Below are 16,107 nucleotides of genomic sequence, written 5' to 3' on the forward strand. Positions count from 1 at the left end.
GGATGTGTGACTAGTATTCTTATCATTTGGGACTTGGGCGATTGCGAAATATATAATACGATCAACCCTGCGGCATTAACTTTGCAGCTAACTCATAAACTGACGCAAGAGGTGGGTGAGTTTGCTGTCGAGCAGATTAGTATTGTAAATAGAACTAAATCACTGACAGAGAATTACAACGTTGTTATCGACACCTCACTTACTAGGATTAATAACAAACAAGTTGTTACAGAGATAATCAATTCAGGGCTACCACCGATTTAAAATAAACCTAAAAAATACAACCTCGCCACCTCGCGGGGTTTTTTATTGCCTGAAATCCACCAATGAGGACGCAACGTGAAGCTATCCAGCATCCACGTTAAATCCCTCGCCATCAACGCCTCCAACATCTCAACGACAACCATCAACGGTCAGGAACACTACGTCATTCGTGGTGCGGTCCCGATCGTTGATGACATCGTGATGAATGGCGGCCTGTACCCGGCGGAGGAGATTAACAACAGCTACCAGACGATGGAGCGCAAGTTAATGCCGATCGGCCACCCGATGGTGAACGGCAAATACGTCAGCGCCAACGACCCGCAGGCGGTCAATGACTACTACGCCGGAGCGTGGGCTCAGAACGTCAGCAAGGCCGGAGATAAGACGGTTAATGACGTCTATGTCAACAAGGCTGTTGCTGAGACCAAGCCTGATGGAAAGCGCCTAATAGCCAGACTCGACGAGATGATTGCTGGGACAAATTCCGATCCGATTCATTTGTCTACGGGACTACTGCTGAACAAAGAGCAGAAATCTGGCGAGTCGAAAGGGAAGAAATACTCCTGGGTCGCTCACAACATGCAGTTCGACCATATTGCGATCCTGCTCGACGAGCCCGGGGCCGGAACGCCGGATGAAGGTGTCGGCATGTTCGTTAACGCTGACGGGCAAGAGGCTGACATTGAGTCGACGAGTCTCATCGATGCCGCCAACAGCATGAAGGACGGCCTGCTGAACAAAGTGAAGTTCTTCTTCACCCACAACTCAGACGCCTCATTCGACGAAATCTACCAGATGCTGCGTGAGGCTATCCGCGCGCCATCCGGCAGTGATGTCTATCGCTACGTCGTGACCGTCTGGCCAGACAAATTCATCTACGAAGAGGGTAACGAACTCTTCCAGCAAAAATATCTCATCGATGACAGCGAAGTGACGCTGGTCGGCGAGCCTGTAGAAGTCGTGCGCAAACCAACTGAGTACGAAGTCAAAACCAACGGAGAAATAAACCCGATGAAAGAGAAGATGATCGCCGCGCTCAATACCGCAGGCGTTAAAACCGAGGGGCTGACCGACGATCAGGTCTGGGATGCCTATAACCAGCAGATGCAGAAGAAAGAAGGCGGTGGCGACCCGGGCCAGGCTCAGATTAATTCTGATGCGATTACTGCGGCAGTAAATCTTGCATTGAAACCTCTGACCGATGAAATCAGCACGCTGAAATCACAGCTGCAGGCAAACGCCGAGAACGACCTGAAAGCCAAGCGTGAAGCGGTTAAAGCGAAATTCTCGTTTATGACCGAGGCGGCGATCAACTCGCTCTCCGGTGATGCGTTGAATGACATGTACTCACAGTGCCAGACCAGTACTGGTCTCTACCCTGCATTCCAGGGTAACGGCGCCGAAAGCGAAATCCTTACCATGGAGGCACCTGAATAATGGCCCTCGCACCTCGTTTCCATACCGTAATCGCGGGCTCGGCCCGTAAGAATGACCCTCAGGTCATCGAAGCTATCATGGCAGCCGCAGTTAAACCTGGATCACTGGTAATGCTGGATAGCGTAGGAAAACTGGCTGTTCATGCAACCGCTGGTGGCGCTGGCGTCGCGCTGGCTCTGCAACATAACTACATCGGCGGTGGCGATATCCGTGAAGCCGTGCCCGCTGGTGATACCGGCGCAGCCATCATGTGCGAAGACGCTGTTGATTACCACATGCTGGTGAAAGCTGGAGAAGTGCTGCTGGAAAACGAAGGTCTGGTTTCTGCCGGTGACGGCACTCTGGCTAAGTCAACCACTCCAGCAACTGACCAGGTCCTCTTCTATTCACGCGAGAAAATCACCGTTGGCGCTGAAGCTCAGCTCGTGAAAGTTCGCAAATCAGGGAAAGCAACCGCATGAGCATGATCGTATTCAACAAAAAACTGATCACCGAGCACAACCAGGTGAAGCAGGCGTGGAATCAGCTGCTGATGCAGCGTGAATCCTTCAACGTAAACCAAAACACTATCTCCGCACAGTACAGTGGTGCGCTGGAAGCTAACCAGGCCGCGCTTATCTCCAAAGACTACTGGCGTGAAGTGGACAACATCACCACCCGAGTCTTCCGTAATGACGAGGGCAACGGCCTGTTGGATGATCTGCTCGGTCTCGGTACACCGATCTCCATCGGTAAAACTGCGGCGCTTTACCGCGTTTCCAGTGACGCTGGCAAGGTTCATCGCTCACTGACTGGCCACGTTCCGGAAGAGCTGGATAAAGTCATCTACGACGAAGCTGGTGACCCAATCCCGATCTTCAACACTGGCTACGGCCGTGAATGGCGTGAATGGAACGGGATGCAGTCCGAAAACCTCGATGCAATGGCCGATGACCAGGAAGCGCATGTTGCTGCAATTCGCGCAGATATGGCCGACTACATGCTTTCCGGTGACGTGAAAGTGAAGGTTAAGGGCTATGTCGGTGCAGGTATCACCAACCATGCTAACACCAACCAGGTAGACCTGAGCGCATCTGGTCTTAATGTGGACCTGACGACTGCGACCCCTGACCAGTGTATTACCTTCTTCACCGGCCCGTTCGCTAAGCTGCTGGACGATAACTACGTGCAGGAGAAGGTGAAGGTGTGGGTGTCTCCCGACATCATGCGCAACCTGAACAAGCCGTATTCTAATGCCGCCGGTTTCAAGGAAGGCACTGTGCTGGAATACATCCTGCGTTACGGTCGCATCGAGTCTATCAACCAGACCTTCAAGTTGACAGGTAACCACTTCGTCGCTTACGTGCGCAACTCGCAGTACATCAAAACGCGTATTGCGGCGCCGGTGGGCTCGTTCATGATCCCGCGTCAGAACCCGTTCGACAACTACAACACTCTGGTATGGAGTGCTGTAGGTCTGCAGATTAAGCGCGACTTCAACGGTCGTTCTAAAGTGTTCAACGCACAGGGTTAAGGGGCTTCGACCCCTTTTCTTCGGGAGAGAGCATGAAACAGTTAAAAGTCGAAAAGCGTGGCTGCTGGGGAACGATTGACGGTGTATTCCAGGAGCTTCCTGTTGGCCATCAGTTTGCTGCTGCTGATGTTCCACCAGCGTTTGTTGGTCGAGTATCAGTTATCGGTGATGTCGGCGATCAGGAGCTTGAAATTCCGTCGCAAGGCGATAATCCTGCGGAGCAGCCGGAGCAGCCGGAGCAGCCGGAGCAGCCGGAGCAGCCGGAGCAGCCGGAGCAGCCGGAGCAGCCGGAGCAGCCGGAGCAGCCGGAGCAGCCGGATACAACCACTAAATCGAAGAAGGCGAAATAACCATGGCTGACCCAATCACGGCGGCAGACGTGCAGGCGTTCCTCGGTGAATTGGGTTACTCCATCCCGGGCGCGCTGCTGGAGCCGATCCTCTGCGTGGTGAACAAAATCATCCCCTGCCTCGACGGGGCCGGGTATGACGAGTGCACCGCGAAGCTGATCCTGATGTACGCCGCCGCGCTTATGGCTACGTCTTCCGGTGCGCGCCGCATCAAATCACAGGGTGCGCCATCTGGCGCGTCCCGTTCATTCGATTATGGTGCCGACAGCATTACCTGGCTGCGTGACTCACTGGCGAAACTCGATACCAGTGGTTGCACCAGTGAGTTGCCAATCAGCGCTGGCAATAGCGTCGGTCTGTTTCTCGTTGTTGGGGGCTGTTGATGACGTGGACATCCGTAAGTGTACGGCTTCCTCGCTCGTTCACCCGCGTATGGGTAATGACCGACACCGGGCGGGAGACTACTGGTCACGTCAAATCAGACGGTGAGTGGTTCATTAACTGCGAGCGCATCCGGGCGACTGGCGCGAAGGTGCTGCGCTGGAAGGAGGGCTGATGTCATCTGTAGCTAACTGGAGCTATACCGCCACGGCGACTATCTGGCGCAAGTTGGAAGGCAATGACGAATACGGCGACCCACTGGGCTATGACGAGCCAGCGCAAATCCTCTGTGATTACGAGGGCGGGCTAAGCAAGAAGTTAGCCAGTTTGGGCGCTGAAATCGTCGTGAAGAACACCGTCTGGACCGAGTTCGCGCTGGCGGCTGCCGGTGATTATCTGCTTATTGGTGCGTCGACCGAACCAGACCCGGTTGTAGCCGGTGCCGACGAGGTGCGACAGGTTATCCGCTATGCCGACACGTTCGAGCGCCTGGCGGATGATTACGCCATCCTGACTGGAGTGTAACCATGGGCATAAAAGTGAAAGGCATCAGCAAGGCGAAGAAGCACCTGAACGATGTCATCAACGACGTCAAGGGGCGCAAGGTAATCCGTGCGCTGCAGTCGGCTATGATTCTCATAGGTGCCCGGGCTGCCTACTACACTCCGATCGACACCTCAACGCTGATTAACAGCCAGTTTCGGGAAATTGACGCTGGCGGGGTGTTCATTACCGGACGCATTGGTTATTCGGCCAATTATGCCGCGTATGTGCATGAGGCGTCAGGCAAGTTGAAAGGCCAGCCGCGTGCTCACTTCGGCGTCACCAGTAATCGGTCTGAATTTGGTCCGCAGAAACCGAAAGAGTTCGGCGGCGGGACCGGAAAGGGCAACTACTGGGATCCGCATGGTGAGCCGCAATTCCTGACAAAAGGTGCAAATGACGAGCGCGATAACGTTGATGCGGTGATGCGCAAGGAGCTTTCGCTATGACACCCATGATGCATGAGCGGGTGCGAAAAATGTTCGGCGACGCCGGGCTAACGACCGGTTTCACGGTGCAGCAGCTGATGTACGACGACCCGGACGACCTGTCGAAGGCGATCATGGTATTCAGGCCAAATGGCGGGTCGAATATTCGAACTGACCTCGGCTCTGAGTATCACGTCCTGGTCGACGTCGTAGGCGCAAAAGATAAGCGCAAAGACGCACTCAATGCCGTGCAGCGCATCGTCGATTACGTCCAGGCCAACCCCATGGCTGACGAGTGTGTCGGCTACATCCAGAACATGGGCGCAATCCCCGCGCCGGTGCTCACAGAAGAAGGGCGAATAGTCTTCCGACTTCAGTTCGCCTGCACTTACGGCGAATAGCCATCCCAACCAAATAACCCTCTTCGGCGGGTTTTCTTTTTTACACATCAAAGAGGAAGTTTCTCATGGGGAATTGCCCAAGCTCTAATGAGCGTCTATTCGGCGGTGCAGTCGTGCTGGAAGTTGCCGATGGCTGCCCGGACGCAAAGCCGCAGGAAGCAGACTGGAAATCTCTGGCGGCTGGCACGAACAAAGGCTTCGACTTCAATCCGAACACGGTTACTTCAGATGCAGATGACGGCGGCGGCTATGTCGAAACCATCATTACCAACAGTGACTTAACTTTCAGTTTTGATGGTGAGGTCCGCAAGAAGGACAAGTTGGATCAGTACGGTGTCGGCAAGTTCATTAAGTATTTCTCTGGCGAGCTTGCTGCAAAGCGTCAGACTGGTATTTGGGTTCGAATGGAATATGGCCCAGTCGAATTTATCGGCTACATGAACATCACTGCGCTGAGCTCTGACGGCGGTACCAACGACATCGTCACGTTCTCTACCGAGTTCAAAGTCGGTGATGCCAGCACCATTGAGGTGAACGAGATCAGCGAAGTCGCAGTGACTGGCGTAACGGTAACACCGACGACCAGCACCGGCACGGCAGGCGGTACCAGCACCTTCACCGTGAATATCGCACCGGCTGGAGCTACCAACAAAGGCTTCACTGTAGCGACTACAGACGCGACCAAAGCAACAGCTGCTGCGTCTGGAAACACCGTTACCGTTACTCGTGTTGCCACCGGCAGCGCGCAGATCATCATCAACACCGAAGACGGCAACTTTGTGGCCGTACATACGGTGACCGTTACTTAACGGATATTCCAAAGGGCGGCGTGCTGCCCTTGATAATGGCCGTTTAATGGAAGGCCTATGACTGCTTTAACCGATATTGGCGAACTATCTGTCAGTGACAGCCGCGAAGGCGGGAAAGACTATCTACTTAGGCCTTCATTCGAGGCTATGACGCGAATCGGCACCCCGGAAGAGATTGTGCAGACGTACGCCACAATCCACGGTAATGATGTCTCTAAGCTCATTGAGGTGTGTTCTGTCACGCTTGGGCGCTTTCCTGAGTGGTTATCGCCTTCATTCAACCGCGCTGCTGAGAAGTTGTTATCAACCTGCATGCTGGTACTACAGGCATGTTGCGAGGACGACCTGACACCAATGATAGGTGAATGGAAGGGGTGGCGGCATTGCGTCGTCTACCGACCAGGACAAATGCCGAAGAACGACATCATCGTGCTGGCGCAGCACCTCATGCAGCACGGTGTCGTCGGGAAGGCCAAGGTTCGCCAGTTGCAGCGTCACGAAACAAGCGAACGCACTACTGAGTTTAAAGCCTTCGACTACATTAGCGCGGCGCGAAGCCACTTCGGCATGAATCGCGCCGAAGCCTCTCAGTTAACAATGACCGAATTTCAGTTGCTGCTGGCGGCAAAATACCCGGACCAGAAAGGCTTCACTCGCGAAGAGTACGACAGTATCGCCGACGAGTACCTGGCTAAACAGGCCGCACGCAGGGCAAAAGCAATAACCGGAGAATGACATGGCAGGTGAGAAGAACGCCGGCAGCATCGTTTATGAAATCAGCGCCGATGTCGAGCCGCTGCTTCAGGGCGGGAAACAGGCCATTGATGCTCTGGATAAACTGGACGCTGCAGCCCAACAGTCCGGCAAGGGAATGGACAACCTCGACCAGAGTACGTCGCAAACCGGCTCTGCGTTTACGGAACTGGCCGGTTATGCCAATTCCATGGATAACCAGCTGCGCAAGCTTAATACCAGCGTTACTGGAATCGCACGTGCGATGGAAGAGGCTCGCAGCGGCACAGGCGGCGCAAATAGTGAGTTCACACGAGCTGAATCAATTATTGAGTCACTTGGTAACCAACTGGCAATACTGGACGAGGCTCAGGATAACGGGGCCCGAAGTGCTGCAATATTGGCGGCTCAGTTGCGTGCTGGTTCGAAGGCTACCGACGAAGAGAAGCAGAAGATCGGAGAGCTTACCGGTCGCCTGTATGACATGAAAACTAGTGTTGAAAATGGAGCAAAAGGAACTGGCAGTTGGAAATCCAGCATGCAACAAGCCGGTTATCAGGTTCAGGACTTTATCGTGCAGGTCCAGGGTGGACAGTCGGCGCTAGTGGCTTTTTCTCAGCAGGGATCGCAACTGGCTGGAGCATTTGGTCCCGGTGGCGCAATTGTAGGCGCATTCATCGCGCTGGGGTCTGTATTGGCTGGTGTGCTGATCACCTCGCTCAACGGCGGCAAAAACGCCATGGATGCGCTGAAAGACGCTGCAGAGGCAATGGATAAGGTCGTCAACGTCTCTATCAATGGCGTAGCCGCACTGTCAGACAAATATGCCTTTCTCGCAAAAACCAATGCTGAAGTTGCTACGCTGATGCGTAACCAGGCGTTGCTGGAGTATAACCAGGCGATTGCTAAGATTCCAAAAGCCATTAGCGATGCATCGAATTCATTCATTTCTTTTGGCGATAAAGCGTTATCTGCATTCTCTGGAGGTTATGCTTCAGTTCAGGGGTTCAATGACCGCCTTGCAGCACTTGATATCACAACAAGTAACTACTCAGAAGCGCTGAAGCAAATAAGCTCTGCTGGTATGGAATGGAACGCTACAGGAATGAGCATTGCCAACACAGTTGGCGCGTTAGCCTCTAAATTTGGCATTAGCGATCAGGCTGCTTTTGAGTTATCGAAGCAATTGTCTGACCTCAGCAAAAACCCTTCACCGCAGGCTTTACAGGATCTGGCGCTTAAATTGCAGAACCTTAAGCCAGCATCAAATGATGGACAGGCAGCAATAAACGCATTGCTTGGTCCTATCATTGAGCTCGCCAGAGAGGCTGCAAACGCTTCATTCAATGTCGATAGCCTTAAACGTTCGACCGATAATCTTACTGCTGGGCAGAAGAACCTCATCAAGCAGTCAGAGCGTAGCCTGGCGCTATCGAAATTGCAGGGTGAGGCACGCGCACGGCTGCAGGCACAATACGCTGCCGAAGATGCCGGGTTTGCGAAGGATGACCCGCACGCCAAGCAGATGGAAGATGACGCTGCGGCTACGTACAAAAATACGCAGGCGCAGAAAACGCTTCAATCAGAGCAGAAAAAAGGTGCTTCACAGGCTGACTCCATTGCTCAGAAGCTGACGAACCTGAAGCAACAATCAGAGCTTGCCGCAGACTCAACTAACAAGCTGAGCCGTGAGCAGGCGATTCTGAATGCTCAGCAGTCTCTAGGAAAAGGGGCCACAAAAGAGCAGATCGCGCTGGCTGGTCAATACGCTGCAGCAAAATGGGACACTGCCAACGCCATAAAGGCGCAGGCAGCAGCGGAGAAACTTCTTCCTGAGGCGCGTGAAAACGCCAGTTACAAGCAGGATGTTGAAGATCTGGATACAGCACTGGCTGCGAAGAAAATCAGCCAGGAGCAGTACAATCAGACAGCTGAGCGACTGGAAGCAACCCACCAGGCAAATCTGGCAAAAATCCGCTCACAGCAAGCCGTTACACCACAGCAGGATGCGGTTGGTGCTGTAGATCCTGTGCAGCAACTGGCAAACGAAAATGCCAGGAAGCTTGCGCTCATCAATGCATTTGAACAGCAAGGCCTGATTGTACACCAGGATGCGTTAGCACTACGCAAAGCCGCTGATGCTGAGTACGACCAGCAGCGCACTGCGGCCATGTGGGAGCTCTGGAAAAACCAGAATCTTGGGAACCAGGTGCTTGCAAATGGTTTTGATTCGCTTGCTGGTAACGCATCCAACGCGTTTACCGGAATCGTAACCGGGAGCATGTCTGCGCAGGAGGCCATGTATTCTCTTGCCAGTAATGCGCTTAACAGTCTGATCAACGGATTTGTTCAGATGGGCGTTGAGTGGGTTAAATCTGCCATTACCGGTAGCGCAGCTCAGGTTGCTGCTACTACCGCTACGACATCTGCAGCGGTAGCAGGGACAGCGACAACCACGGCAGCCAGCGTATCATCTGCTGCTGCAACAACGGCTGCATGGACACCGGCGGCCATCGTCGCGTCTATCGGCTCGTTTGGTGGGGCGGCGGCCATCGGTATCGGTGCGGTCATAGCTGCAATGGCAATGGCTGGTGGAATCGCTGGTAAGCGAAAAAACGGTGGTCCCGTTTCATCAGGTTCGATGTACCAGGTAGGTGAGGGCGGAATGCCTGAAATTTACCAGGCATCGAATGGTAGCCAGTACATGATCCCAGGTGACAACGGGAAGGTCATCAGCAACAAAGACCTTAACAGTGGTTCTACAGGAGGCGGTGTGGTTGTGAATATCAATAACTACACCGGTGCCACAGTTGATGCCCAGGCAACGCCTGATGGAAAAGGTGGATGGTCTGTCGATGCGTTTATCTATGACATGGATAATGGCGGTCTCGCAAGTCAGGCAATACAGAGAAACTTCACCGCGCCACGAAAGGCAAGGAGCTAATAATGGCTATCCCATACCCTGACTGGCTCCCGCTGGCGCAAAAAGGAAAAACACCGGCCACCGATACCGGCTTTCGGACCGACCAACCGACGGTCGGCGCGCCGATATTCCAGAAACTTACCGACGACCTGAAAACAACGTTCTCACTGACGTGGATATTCACGCGTGACCAACACCGGGCCTTCATGCAATGGGTGCGCAGCCCCAACTATCTCGACAACGGCAACCAGTGGTTCACGATGCCTATTGGCACCGGGACTGGCGACACCGGAATTGAGATACAGGAGCTGCACTTCCTTTCGTGGCCGACATGGTCGCAATCCGGGTCAGTATTCACCTGGAGCGGTGACGTTGTTGCGCGGAAACTGGTTAACTCTGATGACGACTACGACGACATCATTGTCGAGCTTCCGCCGCCGTGGGCGTCATGGCTGGATATTATCGTGACCGGCTACCCAGACGACCGGGACCCGGAAAGTTTGCCTAGGGTGCCATAATGCCAACGCTCAGAGAGTTTCAAAGTCAGCGACCGAACCGGATATTGTACGAAACGATAACGTTCTACAGTCCGGTTTTTGGTTATGTGAGGCTGGTGAATAATCAAATATTTCCGAAGACCCTCGGCGGACAGGTGTACACGCCGTGCCGCATGGATCTTACGGAAAGCCAGCAGAGCAATACGCCGATCCTCGATAGCACTGTAAAATTCAGCCGACTGGCGCAGGACTTCAAGCAAAAGCTGAAGCAGTGGAAGGCCTTCGACCGCATCACACCAATATCTGCCACTTATCAGCAGTTCGATGCTGCAGATATGGGGACGGCGATTAAGTCGTGGACGCTGTATGTCAGCGACTGCTCGATGGATGACAAGGACGTTACCTGTCCGCTTACCCGCATAAACCCGCTCAACCGCAACGTTGGGCGCCTGTATACCGTAGAAGAGTTCCCGGGGCTGCAGAATGTCTAAAGATGAGTTTGTGTCTCTTGTCACTGGCATTCCGTGGCGAAACCGGGCGTGTAGCTTCGAGGCGGCAGATTGTTGGGGGCTAGTGGTGCTTTACTACCGTCACGTTCTTGGCATCGAAATACACCAGTCCCCTGACTACGAGTGTGGCCACGACTTCCTGACCTGCTATGACGCTGATGTTGTCTTCTGGAAGCGCTGCGACGTGTTTGCGGAGGACGGTATCTTCGTGGCGTGGGTGGGGAGTCAGCCGGTTCACGTCGGGCTGATAGTTGATGGCCGTGCGCTACACAGCCGCGGGGAAAACGGGCACGTCAGGCCTGACGCCATCAGAACAATTCAAAAGCTATTCACCAGAGTGGAGTTTTACCAGTATGCCGATTATCGAGATCCAGCGAGTTCCCGGGCTGCCTAAGGACAGGGCTGTCGTAGAGGTCGGTACGGTATTCTCTGACTGGCTGATGCAGGAGAGCCTGCACAAAGACGTCAGAATCAACGTGAACGGTAGGGAGCTGCAGCCGGATGATGAGCTGGCATTCCATCTCCATGAGTCTGATCGGGTTATCATCTTCGACCAGCCAAAAGGCGGCGGCTTGATAGGGACCATCCTTAACCCACTCGAGCACCTCAACCCGATTAAGTTCACGCAGAAGGTTCTGTCCGGCCTGATGCCAAAGCCTAACGCCGGATCCGCTGCCGCCGGTAACAGCAAGACATCACCAAACAACAGCCTGAAAGGGCAGACTAACATCGCGCGTAACGGCGAAGCGAAGCCGGATAACTTCGGTCAGGTAAGGGCCTTCCCAGACCTGATTCAGGAGTCGCTTTTTGAGTATGTGAGCAACCTGAAATACGTCACCGAGTTGATGTGCTTTGGCCTGGGTAAGTATGACGTCACGTCAGTTCGCTTTTCAGAGTCGAATCTCGGCTCTATGGCTGGCGCCAGCTACACGATTTATCAGCCTGGAGAAACCATCCCGACAATTCAGGAGGGGTACCAGTTTGATGACGTTGATGGTCAGGAGTTGCCGGGCCCGAACGAAAGCGATGATATCCCGGTTGAAACGGCGACCGCCAATACAGTAGTCAGCGGTAATTATGCTGGTGGCCAGGTATCGATGAAGATCGTCAAGCAGGCTGAGTTCGATTTCTTCAAAGACCTGCCGCGGCCATCGCCGGTTAAATTCATTATCAACATCACGTATTCGACGACTGAGGGACCTGTTACGCAGGATGTGACTATCAGCGCCAACCTCATCAACTGCATAGAAAGTGACGACGGTGCGGTGATAAATCCGGTTCAATACTACGAGTTTATCTTTGATCAGCTGAATGGCCCAGGCGTCCCGATTGATACCGCAACGATAAACACGACCAAATTTATCCTGATGCAGAATTCCGGCGTTACCGTCGGGCCGTTCTTCTCGCCGTTACCGGCGGAGCAGTTATGGATACACACGCAGTCCAGGCTTGGTCCGGAGGATTACACCGACTGGAAGGTGGTCATCTGGAAAGTTGACGACGATAACAATCAGCTCCCCGGTACGCAGCAGGAGTTCGTATACCACGTCCAGAACCCACGAGATGATCTGTCAGATACTTTTTACCAGACGGATAAAATCATTCCGGCGGCCGGGGTTGGCAGGTACTCCATTTCCCTTACCAGGACAAACAACAGTCACGACAGGAGCGTGCTGCAGCTGGAAGAGATTCATTCGGTGAACATCCGTAATAACGTTGTGTATCCGGACGATACGCTCGTAACCGTAAAGGTGAGGGCCACCGAGAACGCGACCAGCGGGCGTGAGCGCAAGTATAACGCGCTTATCACCCGGCACGTTATCAGCTACGACGTCGCGACGCAGCAGGTTGATTACACTATCAGGCCATCACGTAAGTTTGCAGATATCGCGCTGCACAACTGGCTGGTTGTCGGTAATCAAGGTGAAAGTAGCATCGATATTTATGGCCTGTATCAGTTACAGGCAGAGCTCGACGCTATCGACCCGCGCCTGGGCTACTTCGACTACACCTTCGATGATGAGGACATCTCTCTGGGGGCACGCATGGAGTCCATTTGCGATGCGGCCAGCGTATCGGTTTACGATGATAATGGCGTTCTGTCATTCACGCGTGACGGCAAAAAGACGTCGCCGGCCACCATCTTCAACCGATCAAACACGAAGCCAGACGGATATTCACTGTCCTATGACATGACGCTTCCCGGCGGCTTTGACGGCGTGGAGGTTCAGTATCGTAACCCGGACACCAACAAGCAGGACTACGTGCGGTACCGGGTGGATGGAAACAGCATTGTTGAAGGCCAGCCGACAAAGGCGAAAAAGTTCGAGCTGCTGTATATCAGGAACCGCTTCCAGGCTAATGAGCGTGCCTTGCGTGAGTGCCGCCGACTTATCTATTCCCGCATGACGATGTCTGTCACGGCGCTCGCTGATGGCGAATGGGTGAATATCGGGGATATGGTCCAGGTACCTGATACCTACGACACCAATCAGCAGGCTGGCTATATCGTGTCGCGCACCGGAAATTACTTTGAAACCAGCGAGAGGATCACTTTCTCCGGCTCGATGTTCGTTCAGATAACCGACTCAATGGGGGCGACTACGGCGCGCTATCCTGCATCACCGCGCGCCGACACGCCGTTCGGATTCACCGCAGCAATTCCCGCTATCACTCTCAATCTCTATGACGGCGTCGACGTTCAGTCACCTTCACGGTACGCAATTGCTACCTCAGAGGAGCTGGACGCCGGGCGATGGACTGTAACCGCCAAGCAACCAGATGGAAAGGGTAGCACCGCACTAACTCTCGCTGAGTACAGCGACAAGATCTACGAATAAACCACCTCCTTCACAGCACAACCCGGCCACTGCGCCGGGTTTTTTTATGGAAAAAATATGGCGACGCAACCTACTAACATGCCGGTACCAAGCGAATCCCCGCGCGACCTGAAATTCAATGCCGGGAAAATCGATGAGTTCGTAACCTCGCAGGGTTGGACGTATATCGATCGCTTCGGTGGTAAACATTACACCATTGAAGGAATCAACTATCTCGCGCAGCAGGTGATGAATGCGTTCGGCTATGTAACTCTGACCGGCCTGACGTTTACCACAGGTGCTACGGTGGCAAACCCTAACGAAGTGTTGTTTAACACCGCTGATAACGCCTATTACAAGTGGACTGGCTCTTTTGCCTCTGGGCCTAAAGTGGTTCCGGCAAATTCAACACCAGAATCTACTGGTGGTATCGGTCCTGGTAAATGGCTGAGTGTTGGTGACACCGTCCTGAGGTCTGACCTTGCAAGCCCTTCTACAGGATTAGGTGATTCACTTTTAACCGTAAAGCAGCCTTATGCTGGGGCCATTGCAACTAATCAGCACGAAATAAACAAGCGCGTTGTAAACATCCTGGATTTCGGAGGTAATGGAGACGGAGTTACTGATAACTCAGCTGCGTTACAGAGTGCAGCGGCAGCAGTTGGAGAGTGGGGGACTATTTATTTCCCTGCTTTGGGCGGACTTAATTATAAATTAGGCACTGGAACCAGCGCATCATGGACGAACAACCGCATCCTGAAAACTGACAAGAATGTGATCCTTTCTACCGTTGATGGAGGGTACATCAGTTCAACGGCTCGGTATGCAAGTCTCGTAAAAATCCACTATACAAATCAAGATGTTTACTTTTACTACCCGCAGTCACTTGGATATGACAAAGCAGACAGACCGGTATGGACAAGCGCTGCAGATAGGGATATTTCAACGGTTAAACAAATATTTCCAAATCAAAGCGATCTTGCTGTGGGTATGTACTATCGTCAATTTGACCAAGGGCTAGACACTTCAACAACAGTGACACCTACGGCAACCAGCAACACTGGTTATGTGATTGCTAACTCTGATAACAACAAACAGAGTATTGGATTTGCTCCAATTGCCGATAATGAAGAGTTTTCCTGTCACTTCGATGCACCATCATCTGGCACCACAACCATAGCCACAGTCATGGTTAATTGCACGTTGGGTCGAGTTTGGTATAACTGTTTGGCCAACGATACAGCTAATCCAGTTAGAAATATCAGAACAGGTGGTTCGGTTATAACTGGCGATCTTGTTTATCAGGGTATGACCTCCACGCCAGCTTATAACTTTTTTATGAGTGACATCACCTTACGTAGAAACTCCTCAACTAGTTTCACTTTAATGCTAAATGGTTTTGCCATTGACACAGTAGACGTTTCCTCTATGGGAGAAATACAAGATGTCGGGTTTGGCTGCGGTGGGGTTGGAAATATTACTGTCTCATCACCAACGCGACGACTTAATCTCTCAAGAGATACAGGGCGATTTATTCATGTATGCTGTTTCGGAGATAGCATATCTTCTGATGCTTTAGGGGCATCATGGCCTTCTGTATTGAAGACATCTTTTGATGCTATGAACGGTATACGCTTAGCCACTGTTGATAACTACTCCAGACCAGGTGACGACTCCGCTGCACAGCGAACAATTATGGATGGAGTAAACCTAGGTAATTATAATTTATGCCTAATGATGGTCGGGGTGAATGACATCCAAGGTGGAGTGACTGGGTCTGCGTACCTAACAAATATGCGCTATATGATTAACAACGCAATTAATAATGGTAATCAGGTAATCGTAGCCTGCCCAACTATTTACTATGGACAAGATCAAGTAGGCGGGAAAGGTCAACCAACAACTCGTAGTGGGCTAGGGAAGTTCCATCGATCTGGCTTGCGTAATCTATGTGCCGAACTTGGGGTTAAGTTCATTGAGATGAACCAGGTTATTGGTCCAGTTTTCCCTGACTACATTACAGACCCTTCCCGCTCTGACCAGGATTCAACAGTTAACGATAATATTCATCCAACAGCTAACACTGGGTACCTATTCGCCAGAGCATTTTACAATTCCATCTTAGGTCTTGCTTCTCCCGGTGGCAGTCTTAACACTTCCCATATGCCACTAAATGGGACGATTGGTACTAACTGGTCTCTTGGGAGTGGTGAGAGTACCCCACGCTGGTCAAGAGACTCTGATGGGACAGTGACACTTGATGGGTTATTAAACTTCACAGGAGTGGGGGCACCTGTGAATGGAGATGTTATTTATACTTTGCCAGGAAACGTATCACCGCGATTTATTACGCGACAAGTCGTGTGGGCTGATGCAGTTAATGCGAGGGTAATTATAGAGAAAAACGGTCAGGTTAAAATTTGGGGTATGACAAGTGGTACTTGGGTGAGTCTTGGTGGCATATCTTTCAAGGGTGTAGTGTAAAAAAAATGGGCGCTTGA

18 protein-coding genes are annotated in these 16,107 nt (G+C 52.5%); all 18 read left to right on the top strand.

Annotation, left to right across the window (positions count from 1 at the left end):
- Positions 1–6 precede the first annotated feature (6 nt).
- On the top strand, positions 7–264 hold the full coding sequence (locus C7387_RS03485) for a hypothetical protein (protein WP_120816078.1): 258 nt from the start codon (positions 7–9) through the stop codon (positions 262–264).
- Positions 265–339: 75 nt separating this feature from the next.
- Entirely contained in the window at positions 340–1,701 is a 1,362-nt protein-coding gene (locus tag C7387_RS03490) for a DUF2213 domain-containing protein (protein WP_120816079.1), read from the top strand.
- Positions 1,701–2,162, top strand: coding sequence for a hypothetical protein (locus C7387_RS03495; RefSeq protein ID WP_120816080.1), 462 nt, complete (start codon positions 1,701–1,703; stop codon positions 2,160–2,162). Before C7387_RS03490 ends, C7387_RS03495 begins: the two co-directional genes overlap by 1 nt.
- Positions 2,159–3,214: a major capsid protein gene (locus C7387_RS03500; protein WP_120816081.1), complete on the top strand. Its 1,056-nt coding sequence runs from the start codon at positions 2,159–2,161 to the stop codon at positions 3,212–3,214. The genes C7387_RS03495 and C7387_RS03500 overlap by 4 nt, the downstream gene beginning before the upstream one ends.
- Positions 3,215–3,246: 32 nt before the next feature.
- The gene (locus tag C7387_RS23050; RefSeq protein WP_211326889.1) at positions 3,247–3,564 is read left to right on the top strand and encodes a hypothetical protein; all 318 of its coding nucleotides are present in this window, start codon (positions 3,247–3,249) and stop codon (positions 3,562–3,564) included.
- 2 nt (positions 3,565–3,566) lie between these two features.
- Complete coding sequence (locus C7387_RS03510; RefSeq protein WP_120816082.1) at positions 3,567–3,947, top strand: DUF7370 family protein; 381 nt, start codon at positions 3,567–3,569, stop codon at positions 3,945–3,947.
- Entirely contained in the window at positions 3,947–4,120 is a 174-nt protein-coding gene (locus tag C7387_RS03515; RefSeq protein WP_120816083.1) for a 50S ribosomal protein L13, read from the top strand. The genes C7387_RS03510 and C7387_RS03515 overlap by 1 nt, the downstream gene beginning before the upstream one ends.
- Positions 4,120–4,470 carry a hypothetical protein gene (locus C7387_RS03520; RefSeq protein ID WP_120816084.1) on the top strand — a complete coding sequence of 117 codons (351 nt, stop codon included), beginning with the start codon at positions 4,120–4,122 and terminating at the stop codon, positions 4,468–4,470. Before C7387_RS03515 ends, C7387_RS03520 begins: the two co-directional genes overlap by 1 nt.
- A 2-nt stretch (positions 4,471–4,472) precedes the next feature.
- Positions 4,473–4,937 carry an HK97 gp10 family phage protein gene (locus tag C7387_RS03525; RefSeq protein ID WP_120816085.1) on the top strand — a complete coding sequence of 155 codons (465 nt, stop codon included), beginning with the start codon at positions 4,473–4,475 and terminating at the stop codon, positions 4,935–4,937.
- Positions 4,934–5,317, top strand: a complete 384-nt coding sequence (locus tag C7387_RS03530; protein ID WP_120816086.1) for a phage tail termination protein — start codon at positions 4,934–4,936, stop codon at positions 5,315–5,317. The genes C7387_RS03525 and C7387_RS03530 overlap by 4 nt, the downstream gene beginning before the upstream one ends.
- Before the next feature lie 65 nt (positions 5,318–5,382).
- Positions 5,383–6,126 carry a phage tail tube protein gene (locus C7387_RS03535; protein WP_120816087.1) on the top strand — a complete coding sequence of 248 codons (744 nt, stop codon included), beginning with the start codon at positions 5,383–5,385 and terminating at the stop codon, positions 6,124–6,126.
- Between the two features lie 57 nt (positions 6,127–6,183).
- A complete protein-coding gene (locus C7387_RS03540) occupies positions 6,184–6,861 on the top strand; it encodes a DUF6246 family protein (protein WP_120816088.1) in 678 nt (225 codons plus the stop codon).
- Between the two features lies 1 nt (position 6,862).
- Positions 6,863–9,802 (top strand): coiled-coil domain-containing protein, encoded by a 2,940-nt coding sequence (locus tag C7387_RS03545; protein ID WP_120816089.1) that lies wholly within the window; start codon positions 6,863–6,865, stop codon positions 9,800–9,802.
- On the top strand, positions 9,802–10,299 hold the full coding sequence (locus C7387_RS03550) for a hypothetical protein (RefSeq protein WP_120816090.1): 498 nt from the start codon (positions 9,802–9,804) through the stop codon (positions 10,297–10,299). Before C7387_RS03545 ends, C7387_RS03550 begins: the two co-directional genes overlap by 1 nt.
- Positions 10,299–10,769 (top strand): hypothetical protein, encoded by a 471-nt coding sequence (locus C7387_RS03555; protein WP_120816091.1) that lies wholly within the window; start codon positions 10,299–10,301, stop codon positions 10,767–10,769. Before C7387_RS03550 ends, C7387_RS03555 begins: the two co-directional genes overlap by 1 nt.
- Positions 10,762–11,181, top strand: a complete 420-nt coding sequence (locus tag C7387_RS03560; RefSeq protein WP_120816092.1) for an NlpC/P60 family protein — start codon at positions 10,762–10,764, stop codon at positions 11,179–11,181. The genes C7387_RS03555 and C7387_RS03560 overlap by 8 nt, the downstream gene beginning before the upstream one ends.
- The gene (locus C7387_RS03565; RefSeq protein ID WP_120816093.1) at positions 11,141–13,627 is read left to right on the top strand and encodes a host specificity factor TipJ family phage tail protein; all 2,487 of its coding nucleotides are present in this window, start codon (positions 11,141–11,143) and stop codon (positions 13,625–13,627) included. The genes C7387_RS03560 and C7387_RS03565 overlap by 41 nt, the downstream gene beginning before the upstream one ends.
- 57 nt (positions 13,628–13,684) lie before the next feature.
- The gene (locus C7387_RS03570; RefSeq protein ID WP_120816094.1) at positions 13,685–16,090 is read left to right on the top strand and encodes an SGNH/GDSL hydrolase family protein; all 2,406 of its coding nucleotides are present in this window, start codon (positions 13,685–13,687) and stop codon (positions 16,088–16,090) included.
- The last annotated feature ends 17 nt before the right edge of the window (positions 16,091–16,107 follow it).

Source organism: Yokenella regensburgei (assembly GCF_003634235.1).
GTDB classification, from domain to species: domain Bacteria; phylum Pseudomonadota; class Gammaproteobacteria; order Enterobacterales; family Enterobacteriaceae; genus Yokenella; species Yokenella regensburgei.

Coding starts and splice junctions, on each gene's coding strand:
- C7387_RS03495 (WP_120816080.1), top strand. CDS start 1,701: ATGGCCCTCGCACCTCGTTTCCATACCGTAATCGCGGGCTCGGCCCGT.
- C7387_RS03520 (WP_120816084.1), top strand. CDS start 4,120: ATGTCATCTGTAGCTAACTGGAGCTATACCGCCACGGCGACTATCTGG.
- C7387_RS03535 (WP_120816087.1), top strand. CDS start 5,383: ATGGGGAATTGCCCAAGCTCTAATGAGCGTCTATTCGGCGGTGCAGTC.
- C7387_RS03545 (WP_120816089.1), top strand. CDS start 6,863: ATGGCAGGTGAGAAGAACGCCGGCAGCATCGTTTATGAAATCAGCGCC.
- C7387_RS03540 (WP_120816088.1), top strand. CDS start 6,184: ATGACTGCTTTAACCGATATTGGCGAACTATCTGTCAGTGACAGCCGC.
- C7387_RS03530 (WP_120816086.1), top strand. CDS start 4,934: ATGACACCCATGATGCATGAGCGGGTGCGAAAAATGTTCGGCGACGCC.
- C7387_RS03570 (WP_120816094.1), top strand. CDS start 13,685: ATGGCGACGCAACCTACTAACATGCCGGTACCAAGCGAATCCCCGCGC.
- C7387_RS03555 (WP_120816091.1), top strand. CDS start 10,299: ATGCCAACGCTCAGAGAGTTTCAAAGTCAGCGACCGAACCGGATATTG.
- C7387_RS03500 (WP_120816081.1), top strand. CDS start 2,159: ATGAGCATGATCGTATTCAACAAAAAACTGATCACCGAGCACAACCAG.
- C7387_RS03560 (WP_120816092.1), top strand. CDS start 10,762: ATGTCTAAAGATGAGTTTGTGTCTCTTGTCACTGGCATTCCGTGGCGA.
- C7387_RS03525 (WP_120816085.1), top strand. CDS start 4,473: ATGGGCATAAAAGTGAAAGGCATCAGCAAGGCGAAGAAGCACCTGAAC.
- C7387_RS03510 (WP_120816082.1), top strand. CDS start 3,567: ATGGCTGACCCAATCACGGCGGCAGACGTGCAGGCGTTCCTCGGTGAA.
- C7387_RS03515 (WP_120816083.1), top strand. CDS start 3,947: ATGACGTGGACATCCGTAAGTGTACGGCTTCCTCGCTCGTTCACCCGC.
- C7387_RS23050 (WP_211326889.1), top strand. CDS start 3,247: ATGAAACAGTTAAAAGTCGAAAAGCGTGGCTGCTGGGGAACGATTGAC.
- C7387_RS03565 (WP_120816093.1), top strand. CDS start 11,141: ATGCCGATTATCGAGATCCAGCGAGTTCCCGGGCTGCCTAAGGACAGG.